Origin of the sequence: Thioalkalivibrio sp. (assembly GCF_041690275.1) — a bacterium.
Taxonomy (GTDB): Bacteria; Pseudomonadota; Gammaproteobacteria; order Ectothiorhodospirales; family Ectothiorhodospiraceae; genus Thioalkalivibrio.
The window spans coordinates 1-2,862 of sequence record NZ_JAWLHP010000120.1; the positions used below are offsets into that span (position 1 = coordinate 1).

The 2,862-nt window shown below is 68.8% G+C and carries 2 protein-coding genes and 1 pseudogene; 2 read left to right on the forward strand and 1 reads right to left on the reverse strand.

The window, feature by feature from the left end; genetic code table 11:
• Positions 1-63: 63 nt before the first annotated feature.
• The gene (locus ACESMN_RS13580) at positions 64-984 is read right to left on the reverse strand and encodes a GGDEF domain-containing protein (protein ID WP_373054144.1); all 921 of its coding nucleotides are present in this window, start codon (positions 982-984) and stop codon (positions 64-66) included.
• Between the two features lie 444 nt (positions 985-1,428).
• On the opposite strand from ACESMN_RS13580, the gene ACESMN_RS13585 reads away from it, so the two are divergent.
• Both ACESMN_RS13585 and ACESMN_RS13590 read left to right on the forward strand, forming a co-directional pair.
• The gene (locus ACESMN_RS13585) at positions 1,429-1,842 is read left to right on the forward strand and encodes a hypothetical protein (RefSeq protein WP_373054145.1); all 414 of its coding nucleotides are present in this window, start codon (positions 1,429-1,431) and stop codon (positions 1,840-1,842) included.
• A gap of 643 nt (positions 1,843-2,485) precedes the next feature.
• Positions 2,486-2,862, forward strand: a pseudogene (locus ACESMN_RS13590) (flagellin); the annotation flags it as partial.

Here is a 2,862-nt window from a genome sequence, read left to right on the forward strand (position 1 = left end):
CCGGCGGGGGATCGCGGCTGGAAGCCGCTCCTACAAACCCGCCCCTACAAACCCACCCCAGAATTACACCGATGCCTCGGTTTCAACCCGGTTGCGTCCGCTGCGCTTGGCCGCGTACATCGCCTTGTCGGCGCGGTCGAAGAGTTCCACCGCGCTGTCGCGGCGGCGGGCCATCGCGAGGCCGATGCTCGCGGTCACGTGGTGGCCGGGGGCCGCGTCCTGCACGGCCGCGCAGCGCTCCAGCGCCATCCGGACCCGCTCCGCGGCCCGCACCGCGTCCGCGGGGCTCGCGACCCGCATCAGGACCACGAACTCCTCGCCGCCGGAGCGAAAGACCATGTCGCTCGCGCGGGTCGCCTCCACCAGGCAGCCGGTCACGGCCTTCAGCACGCGGTCGCCCACGGAGTGGCCGAGCGTGTCGTTCACGTGCTTGAAGTGATCCAGGTCCAGGGCCAGCAGCGCGACCGGCTCGCCACCGCGCTCGAAGCTCGCCAGCTCGCGCGTCAGCAGGTGCTCCAGCGCGGTCCGGTTCTGCACGCCGGTCAGCGGGTCCGTGCGCGAGGCCTCCACCGCCTGCCGGTAGAGCAGGGCGTTGCGCAACGGGTAGACCAGCCCCGGCAGCATCGTCTCCAGCTGCTTAAGGTCCTGTTCGCGGAACTTCCGGCCGCGCATCAGGCGCAGCTCGCCGAGGTCCTCGCCCTTCAGCGACAGGTTGTAGGTGCAGCTGTGCCGCGACACCCGCCCCTGGCTGACGTGCAGCCTCAGGCCGGGAAGATCGTAGCTGAAGCCGTCGTGGGGGAAGGCGATCTGGATCACCCGCGAAAAACGCCCGAGGACCGCGGTGGGGTCCAGCGTGGTCTGCAGCTCCCAGGCCAGCTCGGCCGGCGTGAGCGACGCACCTGAGGCACCCGGAAGCGGCTGGTCCTGGCCGGCCAGACCGGCCGGGAGGCTGCGACGGATGGATTCGGAGAATGTCTGGTTCATGCGTCGGATTCCTGAAACACGTCACCCGATCGGAAGCCAATTTCGTGCCAAATTGAAAATGTTAAATAAAACAGATACGTATAATATCTCTCTCCCAAAACGACAGAAATCCGACGCCCAAGCCCCCGCCCCCGCGACCACCCGCGCCGGATTCCCGTCTCCGACCCGGGCGGTCGCGACACTCCGCAACCCCCAGGATGAAGGGGCGGGCCACGGAAGACACGGAAGGACACTGAAAAGGGCCTGAGTGTCTTTCGCTTCCGTGCCGTCCGTGTCTTCCGTGGCTTTGTTTTCACACGAACCTTCATGTCGCACGAGTGCCATGCTCGGCGATGAGCGTGTCCCTTCCCCGCCTGCGGGCCCCGCAACACCCCCAACATCGAACGAAGCCCATCATTCTGCTACACTTTTGGGACTACGCAGCCACTCCGGAACCCCGCCCCGGTGATCATCGAGCATCCGCCCGTCGTCGCCCTGCACGCCCCGGCCCCGCGCCGGCCGGCGGGCGCTGGCGCGGGCATCGTCGGCGGCGCGGCGATTACCGAGACGTTCCGCCCGCTGGACGACCCCGGGCAGCGCGCGGGCGCGCGCCAGGGCGAGCGCAACGACGCGGCCGAGCACCGCCCGCGCAGCGATGCCGAGTGGGCGGCGCGCATGCGCGTCGGCGTGGCCCGGGAGCAGGCGCGGCAGTCCGGGGACACGGGGGCACAGGACCGCGCCTGGCAGCAAGGGGGCACCGCCGGCCGGGAGACCTACATCTCCGCGGCCGAGACCCGGCGCCTGCGCGAACGCCTCGAGGCCCGCCTCGCCCCGGATCCGGAGATCCTGATCCTGCCCAGCGTGGACCTTCGCGCCTGAGACCGAAGGGGCCGGGATCTTCCCGGCGTTGGCGTGAAGATGTAGCCACGGAAGGACACGGAAGGCACGGACATGAAGGATATTCAAGGCCTTTTCAGTGTGTTCCCGTGCCTTCCGTGGCGCGCCCTTGCATCGTCGGGGGTGGCCGCGCGCGTCGCGAACCGGTAGGGCGGTACCCGTAGGGTGGGCCAAGTGCAGCGGGCCCACCATCCTGGCCGTGGCGGTGGGTGGTGGGCACACTTCGTTTTGCCCACCCTACGGCCTCCTTTCATCGTCGGGGCTGGCCCTGCGCCATGAGAGTCAGCGACACGGCCCGTCGCCCTGCCTGCCCCCGGGCGCTGTAGAACGCCACGCCGGCCACAGCGCAGCGGCCCCGCCATTGGCCGAGCAGGCTCGCTCCCACGGGGGCTGCGATGGGTGGGGGCGCGCCTCGCGCGCGAATCCCAACGATCGGCGGAACCCTCGCCATCAACCGGCCGGCACAAACGCCCAAAAACCGCTTCCTTCCAGAAAGTCAACCGTCGCCTAAAGGTTCCCCCCCCAGCGCCGATAAGACCCCCGAGAGCGGCACACCGCGCCGCCCGAAGAGCCGCCTCTGAGGGCGGTAGGCTAAATCGAGGAAACCCGAGAAAGGGGGAACATCATGGCCCAGATCATCAACACCAACGTAATGTCACTCAACGCCCAGAAGAACCTGAACAGTTCCCAGGGCGCGCTCGGCACCAGCCTGGAACGCCTGTCCACCGGCCTGCGCATCAACAGCGCGAAGGACGACGCGGCGGGGCTCGCGATCTCCGAGCGCTTCAGCAGCCAGATCAACGGCCTGAACCAGGCCGTGCGCAACGCCAACGACGGCATCTCGCTGGCGCAGACCGCCGAGGGCGCAATGCAGGAGGTCGGCAACAACCTGCAGCGCATCCGCGAACTCGCGGTGCAGTCCTCCAACGCGACCAACTCCGCCAGCGACCGCCAGGCCCTGAACGAGGAGGTGCAGCAGCTGATCTCGGAGATCCAGCGCGT

Bases quoted from the DNA above. Each gene is read 5' to 3' on its own strand.
- ACESMN_RS13580 (WP_373054144.1), bottom strand. From the start codon at position 984: ATGAACCAGACATTCTCCGAATCCATCCGTCGCAGCCTCCCGGCCGGT.